Below are 14,931 nucleotides of genomic sequence, written 5' to 3'. Positions count from 1 at the left end.
CGTGATTTTTCTAATAAAACCTTAAAATAAAACCTTAAATTTTCAAATACTTGTTTTCTGACAAGCTTTACGCAAACGTTTTCCACAAAATGCAAGCTGATATTACAATTTTGAAAAAGACAATCAAAATCAATCCTAATGACAATGTAATTGTTGCATTGACTGACCTAAAGCCCGGTGAGATACTACAGCATGAAGATAGTACTATTACTTTGATCAGTGAAATTCCTGCCAAACATAAGTTGACAGAAGTAGATATTCCAACCGGTGGATCCCTTATCATGTATGGGATAAAAGTGGGAGAAGCTCTTGAAGACCTCCCAAAAGGTTCCTTGATCCATACAGGAAATGTCCGTCATGCAGTCACACAATTCGGAAGGAAAAGTGAGCAATATCAATGGGTCCAGCCTGATATAGATAAATTTATTGGAAGAACCTTTGAAGGATATCATCGAAGTGATGGGCAAGTGGGCACTTCCAATTATTGGTTAGTGATCCCTTTGGTTTTCTGTGAAAACCGAAATGTGGAAGTGATCAAGCATGCCTTTTTGGATGAATTGGGCTTTGGAAAACCCAACCCATACAAAAGCCTTGTAAGCAAAATGAAAAAGGCACTTGTATATGGTAACCTTCAGGAAATCGATGATATCACTTTAGATAGTGTGAAAGATCCTTCCGAAAACAGGTTCTTTGAAAACCTCGACGGGATCAAGTTTCTGACTCATCAAGGTGGTTGTGGGGGCACAAGACAGGATGCTGAAATGCTTTGTGCCTTGCTGGCTGGATACCTCAATAACCCGAATGTGGCCGGTGGGACTGTGTTAAGTCTAGGCTGTCAAAATGCACAGGCAGAACTCTTGGAGTCCAAAATCAGAGCCATAAATAAAGATTTTGATAAGCCCCTGATCATGATGGAGCAGCAAAAAGAAGGAACTGAAGCCGAACTCCTGACCAAAGCCATCAAAAGAACATTTTTGGCACTAGCAGAAGTCAATCAAAACAATAGAAAACCAGCTCCCTTGTCCAAACTCAACATTGGGCTGGAATGCGGAGGCTCAGATGGATTTTCAGGGATTTCTGCCAATCCAGTGGTCGGACATGTTTCGGACCTATTGGTTAGCCTTGGAGGTACTTCTGTTTTATCGGAATTTCCCGAACTGTGTGGCGTTGAACAAGAACTTATTAACCGCTGTGAAAGCCTGCAAGTTGCTGAAAAGTTTTCTCAATTGATGAAAGCTTATGCTGCCTCCGCTGCTGCTGTAGGATCCGGTTTTGACATGAATCCATCACCGGGAAATATTAAGGACGGTCTGATCACCGATGCCATCAAATCCGCTGGTGCGGCCAAAAAAGGTGGCAGTTCACCTGTTGCAGATGTATTGGATTATGGTGAATATCTTAAGAAAAAAGGACTCAACCTGCTTTGTACCCCTGGAAATGATGTTGAAAGTACTACCGCTATGGCAGGCTCTGGGGCTAACATCATTCTTTTTACCACCGGACTGGGAACTCCTACCGGAAACCCGATAGCACCTGTGATCAAAATTTCCTCCAATACGACGCTTTACCGGAAAATGCCCGATATCATAGATTTCAACACAGGAGAAATTATCAGTGGGGAAAAATCCATTGAGGAATGTGGAGAAGAATTAATGGAAATGATAATTGATGTAGCATCAGGCAAGATACTACCTAAGGCGGTAAAACTGGGACAAGATGATTTTATCCCATGGAAAAGAGGTGTTTCTTTGTAGAAGGCAGATTCTTAATATGAATGACTAAACACCTTATACACTTTCCACTACCAGCATTTTGGAATTTGCTGCTTCGTACCGAATGGTTTTGATAGCAGAATACTCCGGAGAAGCCCACCAATTTTTGGCAGTAGCTACATCCGGAAATTGTAAAATCACCAAGCGTTCAGGATTCCAGTTGCCTTCTAGGGATTCAGTAGCAGCTCCCCTTACTACAAACTTTCCTCCATATTGTTGGATAGTCTGAAGGGTGTGCTTTTTGTATTCCTCGTATAGCTCAGGGTTATGAATACTTACTTCTACTAAAACCAATGCAGGCATAAATCAATAATTTTGGATGATGAAAAATTAAAGTTAGCTAATATCCAATTAAAAAATAAATACATCTCACCTATTAAACATAATTGACATGCAAAGGAAAGACATACTACAGATCGGAACCGGAAATTTTTTAAGAGGTTTTAGCTGTTGGATGGTTCAGAAAATGATAGATAGGAGTTTGATTGACAGCAAAGTTCACATGGTACAAACTCATGGAAAAATGCTGCCTCAGGCATTTGCTGATCAAGGAAATAAATTTCATGTGCTTGAACAGGGGCTCGAAAACGGAACCCCTGTTTCCAGAGTTACTTTGATTGATTGTGTAAAAGAAGCTATTAATGCAAATCAGGAACCTGAAGCATTTTATAGCCTTGCAGAAAACCCCAATTTGAAATTTGTTATATCCAATACGACTGAAGCAGGTATTGTTTTCGAAAAGGAAGAAAGACCGAAAATAGGTGAAATTCCAAATTCATTTCCTGCGAAAATGACGGCTTTTATGTTTTACAGATTCAATCAGTTTGAAGGAAATCCTGACAAAGGTCTGATATTTTTACCCTGTGAATTGATAGAAAATAATGCAGCCAAGCTTAAAGAATATATGCTGAAGCATGCTGAAAATTGGGAAATGCCATTGGGATTTTTGGATTGGATAAAAAGCAGTAATCACTATTGCAATACATTGGTAGACAGGATTGTCCCTGGTATGCCAAAAGAAGATTATGATGAAATCAGAGAAAGTATTGGGTTTGATGATAAGTTGCTGGTAAAAACAGAACCTTTTCATTTTTGGGCCATTGAAGGAGGTGAAAAGGTTCGTGAAGAATTTCCGGCCGATCAGGCAGGTATGAACGTGGTTTTTACCTCTGAATTAGAACCCTACAGAAAAAGAAAAGTGAAAATTCTGAATGGTGCCCACACCGCCTTGGTTCCCTTGGCCTATTTGCAAGGATTTCGTTCCGTTAGAGAAAGTGTTGAAAATGAGGAAATAGAAAAGTTTTTGAAAGACATGATAAGTGAGGAAATCATTCCTACTCTTGACATGAACAAAAATGAACTTGAATCTTTTGCCGAAGACGTATTGGAGAGGTTCAAAAATCCATTTGTACACCATGAACTTCTGTCCATTGCGCTGAATTCAATTTCAAAGTTCAAAGTAAGGTTACTTCCTACCCTTTTGGAGTATAGGGAAAAGTCGGGTAAATGGCCTGACCTGATTTGCCTTTCTTTTGCCAAGCTGTTGGTCTTTTACAGCGGTATGGATCTGGAAGGAAGCCAGATACCTTTGCAGGACAATCCTGATTATGTTTTAGCTTTTAAAGAGGCATGGAAGAATGACAAACTTGAAGGGTTCTTGAATGAAGTATTGAGCAATAAGGAGATGTGGGGAATAGACTTGTCTGAGATGAAAGGTTTGAAAGAGCAAATAGTATTATCCATTGATTTTGAAGGACATAAAAAAATGCTTAAAAATAGGATTCAGAAAAACTAAAATATCGGTCAAATAGCATTTTATTTGCAAAATGGAAAAGATAGTCGATCTCAAAGAACAGCTCCTATTTACAGCCAAAACTTTTCTTAAGGAGCAAATAGCCAACCTGGACAAAGAACTGAAAGAGTTGCAGCAATCCGCTGAAGCCGAAGAAAAGAGCTCTGCCGGAGATAAGTTTGAAACCCATCAGGAAATGCTCAATCAGCACCGAACTATTTTGGAGAAAAGGCTATCAAGCTCCAAAGTCATGCTCAATCAACTTAATGGTGTACCTGTAAAGCAATCGTCCACAGTAGAAGAAGGAAGTTTGCTTAAAGTCCCAGTAGGTTATGTATGGGTTTCCGTACCATTCGGTAAACTGGAACTTGAGGGAATTTCCTATCAATTGGTCTCTCCTGATTCTCCATTGGTGCAAGCTTTATGGGGTTTAAAGGAAGGGCAATCCGGTACTTTCAGAGACAAGAGTTTGAAAATTGAAAAGTTACTCTAAGCAATTCTTTAAAGGTTTAGACGCTTTTTATCACCTTGTGAATAAAACTGAGTTTTTCTATAACTTTTGAATTGATCACAAATGGGTAAGGGTCCTGAGCCCCCATACTTCGGCTTACACTGTTCAAAGCAATAGAAAGTGGCATCCACATGTCCAATATCCTTTGAAAATCGCTGCAATCATAGGCATTCTCGTCTACCTTGCTTTTTAGCCAGTCTCCCGTCTGCTGTTGCCTTGGGTCTACCCCTATGCCAAAGTAAAAAGCTGTCTCCAAAGTATCGACGATATGCATGTAATGGGCCCATGTCTCAGCCCAATCTTCCCAAGGATGCATGGTGGCATACGCACTGATGTACTCAATTTGCCAATTTGGTTTAGGGCCATTTTGATAATAATTGTCCATGGCTTTGCCATAATCCAACTCTTCATTTCCAAAAATATTTCTAAAGCCTTCAAGCCATTGGCTTTGGGCTATCAATCTCTCCCAATAATAATGGCCAACTTCATGTCTAAAATGGCCTAAAAGAGTTCTATAAACCTCATCCATTTGCTTTTTAGCCATTTCCCGTTCTACATCATCTGCTTCAGCTATATTAATCGTGATGACTCCCATTGCGTGGCCAGTCAACACCTGCTTACCTTCAGGACCATATTCATCTGATTTGAAATCGAAAACTAAACCTCCATCTTCAGATTCAAGTTTACTTATCAGTGGTAGTTTCCATTTTATTAAGGAATAAATAAGTCTGCGTTTGGCTTGCTCTACTTTGTTCCACCTTTCCAAAAACTCTTTTTCGGCCAAATTTGGGATTACTCTGTTGTGTTGGCAAGCCCTACAAAACTCATTTTTGTCTTCTGCTGCTATCAACCAATTGCAAACGTCATGGGAATGGTTCTTACAATACCGAAAAGCTTTCCCTGACTTTATGTTCACCCAATTGTCTTCAATTTCAGGCTTTAATGACAACATTTCCATTGAGACAGGATCAAACCCGAGTTTACACTGGCAATGCCCACAATACGTATTGTCAAAATATACCGGATGATCGCAATTTTGGCATTTGAAAAGTTTCATGATTAAAAAGTACGAATTTAAATTTCTAAAGCCTCAGGTAAGACGAAATAATCAATCCTATTCTGTAGAGATTTTGTTGTGGATCAGAAATAAAGTCTGACCTTCTCCATTGAAACTCCCCGTGAATCCCCCACTTATCATGAAGGTCCCATGTCCCGACAAATGAGTTCCAATGGATGGTGTTATAGTCGGAAATTCAATTTTGCTGACCTACCAAGAGCAATGGCGGCAAATAAAGCACCAAAGCTAAAATTTTACAGACTCTGCCCATAATGTCTTAGAATACGCTATTTAAAGCAAGACAAATGTAAAGCAGAATTGGGATGATTTTTTGTAACCTGTATTACAATCTTGATTAAATTTTTGAGGAATCCGTCAAAATGGCACCATGATCTTCCATCTCTTCTAAGGCTTTTTCAAAATCACCTTCTTGGAGGTTAACGGCTTTGGTTGCATCCTGAATCAGATATGTTGTAAAACCCTCATCTACCCCATCTAATACTGTGAATTTTACACAATAATCTGCAGCCAAACCACAGATGTAAATTTCCCTCACTCCTTCAGATTTGAGGTAATCACTGAGTCCGGTATCTCCATTTCTGTTGTTGTCAAAAAAACCACTGTAAGAATCCACAAGAGGATTGGTGCCTTTTTGGATGATTTTGCTCCAATTGTTTCTATTCAGGTCCAAATGAAACTCTGCTCCCTTGCTATCCTGCACACAATGGACTGGCCAAAGGATTTGCTTCACACCATTCAGTGAGACAGACTCACCTATTTCCTTACCTGAATGGTTGGCTGCAAAACTGCCATGGTTTTCCGGATGCCAATCCTGAGTAGCCACGATCAATGAGAATTTTCTTTGTAACCTATTGATTATGGGTATGATCTGATCCCCATTTTTAACTGCCAAGGCCCCGCCGGGCAGGAAATCATTCTGAACATCTACAATTATCAGTGCCTTCATAAAATTTAAATTTGTTCTTTATCAATTTCCTCAATGATGAGGGAAGCAATACTTTTGACCTGTAGAAAATCAGTCTCCAGTTTTTTACTGTTGGGGTGGGAATTTGTAGTGACCACTTTCTTTATTACCCCGGAATTTTGGATTATGCTCAGGGCATCATTAGTAAACAGTCCATGGGTGGTAATGGTATAAATTTCTTTAGCCCCTGCATTTTTGTAAGCTTTGGCAGCATTGATGAGAGAACCTCCCGTCCTGACCATATCATCATAAATGACGACATCCCTCCCTTCTACATCAGCAGATATGCTGGTCACTTCGGTTTTTTCTCCAGACACTCTTCTCTTAAAGACAAAAGCAGCATTAACTCCCATTTCATTGGCTAGGGATTCCACCCATTTGGCCCTTCCGGCATCTGTGCAGGCCATGACAAATCCAACATCAGCCAGCTCTTTGGCAGCTTCTACAATGATCGATTTGCAGTAGATATGCTGAATCAGTGCCTGACCTTCAAAGTAATGGGGAATTCCTTCTGAATGCAGGTCAAAAAATATAAAATGATTTCCAAGGCTAGTTCTTGGCAGAGAAGAAAACATAACTGCTCTAGATTTTGCTGTAACCACCTCCCCTGCTTTGATAGCTCTTTCCATCGTAGAATATCCAAAATATGGGAAAAATAACTGAATGGATCTGGCCCCATACTTAATAAGCGCATAAGCCAAATCGTATATTTCCAGCGTGTCGCTATCAGAAATTGTCCCACCAATCAAAACTACATCTCTACCATTTACCTGACTTAGGATTCTTTGGTACCTTTCTCCATCCGGAAATAGCTTTACCTCAATTTTTCCTTTTTCGAAATCTCCATTTTCGACGACTTCATCCAAGAGGTAATGGTAATCGGGCGTACTGAATATTATCTTTCTACTGGGTGTCATAATCTTTCATTTTCAATACCAAATCTGTTCTCATTTTATAAAGGCTTTCCTCCAGTCCTACGGGATAAATATGAGGATTGACCAGCCTCTTATGGGCCTTGTCAAACAGCTGGAGATTTCTTTTGGTATTCTCTTTAATCTGATGGATATCAGGTCTGTTATAAATTTTTGAACCGTTTTCAAATATCGGCTTCAAAAGGTTTTCCTTTTCCAAACTATTGGTGTCGATTTTCTTTCTTCTAGTAGGATCATTGGGGTCAATAATGGTATAAGACCTTTTATTCAAATCCAGGTCAATTAAAAATATCATGTCAGCTAGAGCTTTCCCATTTTTGGAAAAACGTACGACATCATGTAATCCGGGAATGTTGATTTTAATGGACTGTTGGGAAACTTTAACTTTGGGCTCCCATCTCCCATCCTCATGCTTTACCGCAGCAAGTTTATAAACAGCCCCTAAAGCTGGCTGGTCATAGGCAGTGACTAGTTTGGTGCCTACCCCCCAAGTATTGATCTGTGCTTCTTGTATCTTAAGTGATGTAATGATTTGTTCGTCGAGGTCATTGGAAGCTACCACCTTAGCATCAGGAAAGCCGGCCTCATCAAGCATTTCCCTAGCGATGGAACTGTAATAGGCCAAATCACCCGAATCTATACGAATACCGAGCATTTCCTTGCCTTTTTCACGGAGTACTTTCCCTACTTCAATGGCATTTTTGATCCCATTGACGGTATCATAAGTGTCGACCAGAAAAATACACTTATCCGGAAAAGCCTCTGCATAAGCATGAAAAGCCTGCAATTCGGTATCAAAAGACATGATCCAGCTGTGTGCATGTGTTCCTGAAACAGGTATTCCAAACAGCTTCCCCGCCATGACATTGCTGGTAGCCGAACAACCTCCGATATATGATGCCCGGCTTGCTGCCAATGCTCCATCAATTCCCTGAGCCCTTCTCAGTCCAAACTCCAGAACTGGATCACCCTTTGCAGCTTCTGTGATTCTGGAAGCTTTGGTGGCTATGAGTGTTTGGAAATTGACAATATTCAAAAGTGGGGTTTCCAGAAGCTGACATTGGATCAGGGGGCCCTTGACCCGGATAATTGGAATATTGGGAAATACTACGGTACCTTCTTCCACTGCATCTATATCACAGGAAAACTTAAGGTTTTGAAGGTAGTCAATAAAGCCTTTTTCAAATGTAGAGCTCCCATCGGCATTTTTCATTTCAGCCAGATAGTCAAGATCGGCCTTGTCAAAACTGAAGTTTCTACAATAATCTATGATATAATCCAGTCCAGCGGCTATGGTATATCCTCCCTGAAAAGGGTTTTTTCTGAAGAACAGATTAAAAACAGCTTCTTGTTCCGATTTGCCCGATTTCCAATAAGCATAAGCCATGGTCAATTGATAAAAGTCAGTCAAAAGCGCCAGAGAGCTTTGGTATAAATCTTTGGTGATTTTCATAGAGAATGTCTAAAATTCAAAAATAAGCTTTAGAATCAAATAATATGGATTTTTGGTAAGGTTAATACACCGATAGCATAAAGTCTTCTTTCTGAAATTACTTTCGGATATTGAAAACAACTCCTAATAATACAAATGCCATTCCCAGATAGGTCATCAGATTGTAGGTTTCTCCGAATATAAAGAAACCAAAAACCAGCGCATATATGATGCTCAGGTAGCTTAAACTTGAAATTTTGGCCACCTGTGCATTTTGATAGGCCAAGGTCAGAAAATACTGTGCAAACTGTGTCAAAATCCCTACTGCCAACAAAATCAGCCAATCCCATCCCTGTGGTTGCACCCATACCAATGCGCTGACACCTGCCGCTATTGGAAGCGTAATCATTGGGAAATAAATCATGATGACCAATGGGTGCTCGGTTGTATTGAGCTTTCGGATTATATTGTAAGCAAGCCCCATGGCCAAAGAAGCGATTAGGGCAATTGAGAGATCTAAAATGGATATCCTTGGATCAAAGCCTTCAATGATCAATACACCTATGAAGGAAATCCCAAAATAGAGGAATTTCTTGGCCCTAACCTTTTCTTTAACGATAAAGATTCCCAAAATGGCAGTGAAAACAGGAGCAAGGTAATTGAGCGTCACTGCACTTGCCAATGGAATCCGCTGAAGGGTATAAAAAAATGCAATCAATCCGATTGAGCCTACTACACCCCTTAAGATCAGCAGCTTTTTGTTGGTGCCAAGTACAGCGACCTTCTTTTGTTTTAATAATGCATAAGTAAAAGCAAGGCTAAATGCTGATCTGAAAAGGATAATTTCTATTGCCGGGATATGAGAGACCAACTTCACTGCTACATTCATCAATGCAAACAAAAAGCCTGCAAGCAGCATGTGTTGGATACTTTTGTTGATCAAGATGATTGTGTTTTAAATATGAAAGTAAAATGCTTTTTGTCTGCTTAGGGTTCACTTAATTATATATTTGATTGAAATTTCAAACAAATTCATCTCTATCAGTATTTTTATTAATTGAAGTAATTAAAACCCTCAATCATTCCAGTTTATAAATTTGACGTGATCTGGATATTTTACCGAAGTATCATGCAACATTCCATAGCTGGATCAAAAAAAGTGTGAACCTTAGATTTAGATTTGATTTATAAAGGGATTTAGAAAAAGTCAAAGTAAACAAAACAAAATATGGCATTAAAAATAGGGACAAAAGCTCCTGATTTCACTTTACCTTCTACTTCTGGAGAAAAAATCACCTTGAGCGTTGACTGCAAGGGGAAAGCTTGTATCGTTTATTTTTATCCAAAAGACTTTACCCGTGTTTGCAGCAAAGAAGCTTGTGATTTTAGAGACCAATTTGCAGCATTTAGAAATTTGGACATTCCTATCTTCGGAATCAGCCGAGACGATATGAAAACCCATCTCAGATTTAAAGATGAATACCAATTGCCTTTTGACTTACTTAGTGATCTGGATGGTCGGGTATGCAAGTCTTATGATGCATTAGTTCCTTTGATCAAAATGCCAAAAAGAATCACTTATTTTCTGGATCAGGACCACATCATAAAGGGGGTCCATTCCGAGATGTTCGAATCCTCATCCCATGTAAGCTCCATGCTAAAGCTTATTAAATAATATTATACCCACCAGCACGGATATCAAATTACCGGAATTGAGGTATTTCAAGACCTGTTTTTTTGGAAGAGCTTTACATAAAAAACAATATGCAAAAGCTCTATTATCTATTATCCGTAGCCCTTTTAATGGGGACATGCCTTCTTTACTCCTGTGACAACGACGATACACCTAACGGTGCGATGAATGTTGAAGCGAAAATTGATGGTAAAGACTGGAAAGGTTCTGGAAATTCACAGGTTTTGGCGGTGTCAGGATTCACCACAACCACAATTGGAGCCGGGTCCAGTGATAGGTCGGCGATATCTTTTACCATCATGGATGACAAGACGGGCACCTATGATTTGGCCAATGTAGCCTCGTATACGGATGCCAGTCAAACGGTTTACATGGCATCTTCAGGCTCCATTACCATCACCAAATTTGAAAATAACAAGGTGTCCGGTACTTTCAGTTTTACAGCCCGTCCAGCTCTAGGTACAGGATCAAACGTAACAATCACAGATGGAAAATTTACCGATGTGAATGTAAAAAGGTAATTTTTAAATCAACCCTTTTTGATATCAGATAGGATCCTGCCGTCTTGCATGGTAAGGGTTCTATCTGCCATTTGTGCTAGCTCCTGATTGTGAGTGACAATGACAAAAGACTGACCGAAATTTTCTCTTAAAGTAAAAAACAGTTCATGAAGCGCCTGGGCATTTTGTGAATCCAGATTTCCACTGGGCTCATCTGCAAAAACTATTTTAGGATTGTTGATCAAAGCCCTGGCCACTGCTACCCGCTGCTGTTCTCCTCCAGAAAGCTCAGAAGGTTTATGGCCTAACCTGGAATGAAAACCAAGCATCTTTGAGAGCTCGGAGGCTCTTTTTCTCAAATCATTGTCAGACCTTCCGGCTATCAGGCCCGGTATAAGGATATTTTCTTCAGCTGTAAATTCAGGAAGAAGGTTATGAAACTGAAAAATAAATCCGATCTGGCTGTTTCTGAAATCAGCAAGTTTGTCTCCTTTCAATTTGGACACAAGTGTATCACCTATCCAAACTTCTCCCAAATCAGCCTTGTCCAAAGTCCCCATGATGTGGAGCAAGGTACTCTTGCCTGCACCTGAGGCACCAACTATGGAAACCACTTCATTTTCAGCGATTTCAACATCCACTCCCTTAAGCACTTGCAATTCCCCGTAATACTTCTGAACACCTTTAGCTTTCAACATAAGCGATTTTAAGTGGATTGATGTAAATTATAAACTTATATAAGATGGCTCAAAAATGCCATTTATTTCCCAAAAAGAGCAATGCTTAATTTGAAAAATCAATATGTAGCCCTTAACTTCGGGCAAAAATTTTCACAAGGATGAACATACACGAATATCAAGCTAAAGAACTTTTGAAAAGCTATGGAGTAAGAATTCAGGAAGGCATTGTTGCTGACAGCCCTGAAACTGCACTCAAAGCAGCAAAAAAACTTAATGCCGAAACAGGAACTTCCTGGTACGTACTCAAAGCCCAAATCCATGCAGGAGGTAGAGGAAAAGGTAAGGTAAAGGAAACTGGATCCAACGGAGTAGTTCTTGCCAAAAAACTTGAAGAAGTCACTGATAAAGCCAAAAACATCCTTGGAGGAACCCTGGTAACCATCCAAACAGGTGAAGAGGGAAAAAAAGTAAATAAAATTTTGGTTGCTGAGGATGTGTATTATCCAGGTGCATCCGAGCCTAAAGAATATTACCTTTCTATCCTTTTGGATAGAGCCAAAGGCTGCAATGTGATCATGGCCTCTACAGAGGGTGGTATGGACATTGAAGAAGTAGCAGAAAAAACTCCTGAAAAAATCATAAAAGAGTGGGTTGACCCTAAAGTGGGACTTCAAGGCTTCCAAGCAAGAAAAGTAGCTTTCAAGCTTGGTTTGGAAGGAAATGCTTTCAAAGAAATGGTGAAGTTCATCACTGCTTTGTATAATGCATACATAGGTTCTGATGCTTCCCAGTTCGAAATCAACCCTGTGTTGAAAACTTCTGACGACAAAATCCTGGCAGTAGATGCCAAAGTAAATATAGATGACAATGCTCTTTATAGACATAAGGATCTAGCAGAACTGAGAGACCTGGCTGAGGAAGATCCATTGGAAGTAGAGGCTGCCAAATCCGACCTCAACTACGTGAAACTTGACGGTAACGTGGGTTGTATGGTAAATGGTGCAGGACTTGCAATGGCCACTATGGACATGATTAAGCTTTCTGGTGGTGATCCGGCTAACTTCCTTGATGTAGGAGGAGGTGCCAATGCTACCACTGTGGAAGCAGGTTTCCGTATCATTCTTCAGGATCCGAACGTAAAAGCTATTTTGATCAATGTCTTTGGCGGTATCGTGAGATGTGATAGAATCGCCAATGGAGTGGTAGAAGCGTACAAATCTATCGGAGATATTCCAGTACCAATAATCGTAAGACTACAGGGCACCAATGCTGAAGAAGGTGCTAAAATCATTGATGAGTCAGGACTTAAAGTTTCTTCTGCCATTACTCTGAAAGAAGCTGCTGAAAAAGTTAGGGCTGCTATATCCTAATTATTTACTAAAGGCAGAGCCTTTAGTTTTAGCACTCGTAGTTCAACTGGATAGAATATCGGATTTCGGCTCCGAGGGTTGAGGGTTCGAATCCTTCCGAGTGCACAAAAAACCACCTGATTTTCAGGTGGTTTTTTGATTTATATCAACATTACCGATGATTTTCATCAGCTTTTTTAGGATTAAATTCTCCTACTTTTACTAATGAAATTTAACCTCCAAAACTCAGAAGCCATGAAAAAGGTAATGATTCCAACCGACTTTTCCGCCTGTGCAAGAGCAGCCGAAAACTATGGAATGGCATTGGCCAAACAGATCAAAGCGGAATTGGTCTTTCTCCATATCATCATCACGCCTGTCAATTGGTCCAAGCTGACTACAGAACAGGAAAACCTATTTCCTGAAACCAAAGAAAAAATAGCTACTGCAAAAAAGGAACTTAAAAGCCTTGTCGAAAAATCAGAAGCCTTTGGAGTCAAAGCAAGTAAACTGTTGGTGTTTAGCTTTGGAAATGAAAAAATCCATAAATACATCGAATCCGAAAAAATCGATATGATCATCATGGGTTCCCATGGGCAGTATGGCTTCAAAGAGCATATATTAGGAACAAACACATACAGTGTCCTTAGAAGGGCTGAAATCCCAGTGGTGGTAGTCAAAGAAGAAAATGCCAAAAACCAAGTCAAAGATCTTGTTTTGGCTACTAATTTCAAAGAGGAAACTGGAAAGTCATTTAAGATGCTGGAGCAGCTTGCCGAAAGATTGGGCGCCAAGCTACATGTGTTGTATGTAAATACACCCACCTATTTTCTGGAAACGAACGACATCATGTCCTTAGGTAAGTCTTTCATCCAAGAGTTTGGAAGCTACAATTATGACATACACATCATTGACGCATTCAAGGAAGAAAGGGGAATTATGCAGTTTGCAGAAAAACTGGATGCCGACGGACTCGCAGTGATCACATTCGGAAAATCTGATTTGATGCAATATTTCTCTCCAAGTATCACAGAAAATCTGATTGCTATGTCTGATCTTCCGGTCATCAGTATCAAAAAAGGAAAATAGTATTTTGCAATAAAATCAGAAAGCATGGTAATAAAGCAACTTCAGTCGGGGTTGCTTTTTTTGTAATAAAAAAGCAGGAGAAATTCTCCTGCCCTTTATATGAAAACTAAACCAACTATTATTTAACTACCACAATTAAAACAAAAATAATACATAAATATAAATTTCAAAATTTTTAAGAAAAAAGGTATATGAATACCTATTTTTTGTTACCCACTTTGTATAATATTCCCAATGCCAAAGCCTGGCTAAATTGGATTCCTGGATCCATATCAATGTCATAAACATTGATGGATGTGAAAGTAACATCTACATATTGTGTGATTTTAGCAATCACCGTAATGTCCAATCTATGGTCAATGGTATTGAAGGCCAAAGTTTCATAATTCGCAAACATTTGATACCGGGTGTTTATGGCCAGGTTTTCTGTGATTTCCTTGTTGTATGTCATAAAAATCTGTGCAGCAAGCCATTCCGTTCTAATCCTACTGCCTACGGGAACACCATAATTTTCAGGCACATTGTCTGCGATATTGAGGTTATTGACAAAAGTCAATCTTGGGGAAATGGGCGCTATTCTCAAAGCAAACTCCTCGTTGGGTTTGTATTCCAAACCAAAGCCTGTAGTAAGGAATGCAGGAGCAAAAAAGCTGGAAATCAAAGTCGGTTCATCTCCTCCATAATCAAAACCATCTGCAAATTGCGTGATAAAGTTCAATGCTCCGAAATAATTCCAATTATCAGAAAGCTTATATCCCACTTTAGAATCGAAAAATATCCTGTCATTTGACTTTCTTAACTCCTGCCCCTCGTTTTTGACCACACCGAAAATCATTTCCAATTGATTGTCCCAAGACCATTTATCCTTGGCATAATTGGCTTTTCCGGTTATAATAGAACCAAAAGCAACGGAATTGACTCCCCCTGCTTTCCAGTTGCCGCTAAATGAGGCCTGATTGAAGTTCAATCCAAAACTAATTCCAGAATCCCAATAAGTGGTATCCTGTACCACTTCAGCTTCTGTATCTTGTCCAAAAACATTTAAGCTACAACACAAACAAATGAATACTACTAAAACCTTTCTCATTGTAAATAAATTAAGTTGAAGAATTATTCAAAGTAAATAATTAATCTCTTCA

General features: G+C 39.5%; 15 protein-coding genes and 1 tRNA gene. 8 read left to right on the top strand and 8 right to left on the bottom strand.

All coding sequences use genetic code 11. From position 1 onward, the window contains the following. Positions 1 to 107 precede the first annotated feature (107 nt). The gene (locus EGN73_RS09175) at positions 108 to 1,754 is read left to right on the top strand and encodes a UxaA family hydrolase (protein WP_343207104.1); all 1,647 of its coding nucleotides are present in this window, start codon (positions 108 to 110) and stop codon (positions 1,752 to 1,754) included. 33 nt (positions 1,755 to 1,787) lie between these two features. Here EGN73_RS09175 and EGN73_RS09170 read toward each other — a convergent pair whose 3' ends face one another. After that, entirely contained in the window at positions 1,788 to 2,075 is a 288-nt protein-coding gene (locus tag EGN73_RS09170; protein ID WP_219288611.1) for a DUF1330 domain-containing protein, read from the bottom strand. 88 nt (positions 2,076 to 2,163) lie between these two features. Between EGN73_RS09170 and EGN73_RS09165 the strand changes: the two genes are divergently transcribed. Next, positions 2,164 to 3,567 (top strand): tagaturonate reductase, encoded by a 1,404-nt coding sequence (locus EGN73_RS09165; RefSeq protein WP_219288608.1) that lies wholly within the window; start codon positions 2,164 to 2,166, stop codon positions 3,565 to 3,567. A gap of 31 nt (positions 3,568 to 3,598) precedes the next feature. Next, positions 3,599 to 4,057 carry a hypothetical protein gene (locus EGN73_RS09160; protein ID WP_219288605.1) on the top strand — a complete coding sequence of 153 codons (459 nt, stop codon included), beginning with the start codon at positions 3,599 to 3,601 and terminating at the stop codon, positions 4,055 to 4,057. A gap of 16 nt (positions 4,058 to 4,073) precedes the next feature. Here EGN73_RS09160 and EGN73_RS09155 read toward each other — a convergent pair whose 3' ends face one another. The 5 genes from EGN73_RS09155 to EGN73_RS09135 all read right to left on the bottom strand — a co-directional run bounded on the left by EGN73_RS09155 (position 4,074) and on the right by EGN73_RS09135 (position 9,400). After that, positions 4,074 to 5,132: a zinc-binding metallopeptidase family protein gene (locus EGN73_RS09155; RefSeq protein ID WP_219288601.1), complete on the bottom strand. Its 1,059-nt coding sequence runs from the start codon at positions 5,130 to 5,132 to the stop codon at positions 4,074 to 4,076. Positions 5,133 to 5,487: 355 nt separating this feature from the next. Beyond that, the gene (pncA, locus tag EGN73_RS09150; RefSeq protein WP_219288598.1) at positions 5,488 to 6,099 is read right to left on the bottom strand and encodes a bifunctional nicotinamidase/pyrazinamidase; all 612 of its coding nucleotides are present in this window, start codon (positions 6,097 to 6,099) and stop codon (positions 5,488 to 5,490) included. A gap of 5 nt (positions 6,100 to 6,104) precedes the next feature. Continuing rightward, the gene (locus EGN73_RS09145; RefSeq protein WP_219288595.1) at positions 6,105 to 7,034 is read right to left on the bottom strand and encodes a ribose-phosphate diphosphokinase; all 930 of its coding nucleotides are present in this window, start codon (positions 7,032 to 7,034) and stop codon (positions 6,105 to 6,107) included. Then, positions 7,021 to 8,502 carry a nicotinate phosphoribosyltransferase gene (locus EGN73_RS09140; protein WP_219288592.1) on the bottom strand — a complete coding sequence of 494 codons (1,482 nt, stop codon included), beginning with the start codon at positions 8,500 to 8,502 and terminating at the stop codon, positions 7,021 to 7,023. The genes EGN73_RS09145 and EGN73_RS09140 overlap by 14 nt, the downstream gene beginning before the upstream one ends. Before the next feature lie 97 nt (positions 8,503 to 8,599). Then, positions 8,600 to 9,400 carry a DMT family transporter gene (locus tag EGN73_RS09135; protein ID WP_219289429.1) on the bottom strand — a complete coding sequence of 267 codons (801 nt, stop codon included), beginning with the start codon at positions 9,398 to 9,400 and terminating at the stop codon, positions 8,600 to 8,602. A gap of 309 nt (positions 9,401 to 9,709) precedes the next feature. Between EGN73_RS09135 and EGN73_RS09130 the strand changes: the two genes are divergently transcribed. After that, positions 9,710 to 10,156, top strand: coding sequence for a peroxiredoxin (locus tag EGN73_RS09130; protein ID WP_219288590.1), 447 nt, complete (start codon positions 9,710 to 9,712; stop codon positions 10,154 to 10,156). 89 nt (positions 10,157 to 10,245) lie between these two features. Beyond that, positions 10,246 to 10,695 carry a DUF6252 domain-containing protein gene (locus tag EGN73_RS09125; protein WP_219288587.1) on the top strand — a complete coding sequence of 150 codons (450 nt, stop codon included), beginning with the start codon at positions 10,246 to 10,248 and terminating at the stop codon, positions 10,693 to 10,695. Positions 10,696 to 10,703: 8 nt separating this feature from the next. On the opposite strand, the gene EGN73_RS09120 is transcribed toward EGN73_RS09125, so the two are convergent. Then, entirely contained in the window at positions 10,704 to 11,372 is a 669-nt protein-coding gene (locus EGN73_RS09120) for an ABC transporter ATP-binding protein (protein ID WP_219288584.1), read from the bottom strand. A 140-nt stretch (positions 11,373 to 11,512) separates the two neighbouring features. Between EGN73_RS09120 and sucC the strand changes: the two genes are divergently transcribed. From sucC to EGN73_RS09105, 3 genes are all read left to right on the top strand, one after another. Further along, entirely contained in the window at positions 11,513 to 12,724 is a 1,212-nt protein-coding gene (gene sucC, locus EGN73_RS09115; RefSeq protein ID WP_219288581.1) for an ADP-forming succinate--CoA ligase subunit beta, read from the top strand. A 31-nt stretch (positions 12,725 to 12,755) separates the two neighbouring features. Beyond that, a tRNA-Arg gene (locus tag EGN73_RS09110) sits at positions 12,756 to 12,829 on the top strand. Positions 12,830 to 12,958: 129 nt separating this feature from the next. Further along, positions 12,959 to 13,792 (top strand): universal stress protein, encoded by an 834-nt coding sequence (locus EGN73_RS09105; protein ID WP_219288577.1) that lies wholly within the window; start codon positions 12,959 to 12,961, stop codon positions 13,790 to 13,792. A 199-nt stretch (positions 13,793 to 13,991) separates the two neighbouring features. On the opposite strand, the gene EGN73_RS09100 is transcribed toward EGN73_RS09105, so the two are convergent. Beyond that, positions 13,992 to 14,879 carry a DUF3078 domain-containing protein gene (locus tag EGN73_RS09100; protein WP_219288575.1) on the bottom strand — a complete coding sequence of 296 codons (888 nt, stop codon included), beginning with the start codon at positions 14,877 to 14,879 and terminating at the stop codon, positions 13,992 to 13,994. Positions 14,880 to 14,931: the final 52 nt, after the last annotated feature.

This window comes from Arthrospiribacter ruber, assembly GCF_019343195.1.
Taxonomy (GTDB): Bacteria; Bacteroidota; Bacteroidia; order Cytophagales; family Cyclobacteriaceae; genus Arthrospiribacter; species Arthrospiribacter ruber.
The sequence above is the reverse complement of the archived record's forward strand: the minus strand, read 5'-3'. Positions and strand labels throughout refer to the sequence as shown.

What these genes read in the sequence shown, in the direction of transcription:
- EGN73_RS09155 (WP_219288601.1), bottom strand. Translation starts at nt 5,132, where the DNA reads ATGAAACTTTTCAAATGCCAAAATTGCGATCATCCGGTATATTTTGAC.
- EGN73_RS09140 (WP_219288592.1), bottom strand. Translation starts at nt 8,502, where the DNA reads ATGAAAATCACCAAAGATTTATACCAAAGCTCTCTGGCGCTTTTGACT.
- EGN73_RS09100 (WP_219288575.1), bottom strand. Translation starts at nt 14,879, where the DNA reads ATGAGAAAGGTTTTAGTAGTATTCATTTGTTTGTGTTGTAGCTTAAAT.
- EGN73_RS09170 (WP_219288611.1), bottom strand. Translation starts at nt 2,075, where the DNA reads ATGCCTGCATTGGTTTTAGTAGAAGTAAGTATTCATAACCCTGAGCTA.
- EGN73_RS09165 (WP_219288608.1), top strand. Translation starts at nt 2,164, where the DNA reads ATGCAAAGGAAAGACATACTACAGATCGGAACCGGAAATTTTTTAAGA.
- EGN73_RS09135 (WP_219289429.1), bottom strand. Translation starts at nt 9,400, where the DNA reads ATGCTGCTTGCAGGCTTTTTGTTTGCATTGATGAATGTAGCAGTGAAG.
- EGN73_RS09105 (WP_219288577.1), top strand. Translation starts at nt 12,959, where the DNA reads ATGAAAAAGGTAATGATTCCAACCGACTTTTCCGCCTGTGCAAGAGCA.
- pncA (WP_219288598.1), bottom strand. Translation starts at nt 6,099, where the DNA reads ATGAAGGCACTGATAATTGTAGATGTTCAGAATGATTTCCTGCCCGGC.
- sucC (WP_219288581.1), top strand. Translation starts at nt 11,513, where the DNA reads ATGAACATACACGAATATCAAGCTAAAGAACTTTTGAAAAGCTATGGA.
- EGN73_RS09145 (WP_219288595.1), bottom strand. Translation starts at nt 7,034, where the DNA reads ATGACACCCAGTAGAAAGATAATATTCAGTACGCCCGATTACCATTAC.
- EGN73_RS09125 (WP_219288587.1), top strand. Translation starts at nt 10,246, where the DNA reads ATGCAAAAGCTCTATTATCTATTATCCGTAGCCCTTTTAATGGGGACA.
- EGN73_RS09160 (WP_219288605.1), top strand. Translation starts at nt 3,599, where the DNA reads ATGGAAAAGATAGTCGATCTCAAAGAACAGCTCCTATTTACAGCCAAA.
- EGN73_RS09120 (WP_219288584.1), bottom strand. Translation starts at nt 11,372, where the DNA reads ATGTTGAAAGCTAAAGGTGTTCAGAAGTATTACGGGGAATTGCAAGTG.
- EGN73_RS09130 (WP_219288590.1), top strand. Translation starts at nt 9,710, where the DNA reads ATGGCATTAAAAATAGGGACAAAAGCTCCTGATTTCACTTTACCTTCT.